The sequence below is a fragment of the Ruegeria sp. AP12 genome, from assembly GCF_056540025.1.
Genome location: NZ_JBQFVZ010000269.1, coordinates 1 through 599 on the forward strand (window position 1 = coordinate 1; position 599 = coordinate 599).

1 protein-coding gene is annotated in these 599 nt (G+C 65.1%); it reads left to right on the forward strand.

Going from position 1 to position 599, the window contains the following annotated elements:
- A partial coding sequence (dapB, locus tag ACR0E6_RS22685; RefSeq protein WP_480587636.1) for a 4-hydroxy-tetrahydrodipicolinate reductase occupies positions 1-599 on the forward strand: 599 nt, incomplete at both ends.

The following is a 599-nucleotide window of genomic DNA, read 5'->3' on the forward strand; positions in this document are numbered from 1 at the left end:
GTGACCGATGACCCGCTTGAGGCATTTGCACAGGCGCAGGCCGTCATCGACTTTACTGCGCCCGAAGCGACGCTGGAATTTGCTGCACTGGCAGCGCAGGCACGTTGCGTCCATGTGATCGGCACGACCGGCATGTCGGATGAACAGATCGCCGCGCTGGAACCGGCCTCGCGCCATGCGGTGATCGTGCGGGCCGGGAACATGAGCCTTGGCGTCAACCTGCTGGTGCAACTGACCAAGAAGGTCGCTGCTGCATTGGACGAAGATTTCGATATCGAGGTGATCGAAGGGCATCACCACCACAAGGTCGATGCGCCCTCGGGCACTGCGCTGATGCTGGGCGAGGCTGCTGCCGAAGGGCGCGGCGTCAATCTGGCGGATGTGTCCGACCGCGCCCGTGATGGAATCACCGGAGCGCGTAAGCGCGGGGATATCGGATTCCACGCCATTCGCGGCGGTGACATCGTCGGCGAACACGATGTTTTGTTTGCCGCCCCCGGCGAGCGCATCGTCCTGCGCCACCTCGCCACCGACCGCGCCATCTTTGCCCGCGGCGCGCTGAAGGCGGCGCTGTGGGGGCAGGGTAAGGCGCCGGGTCA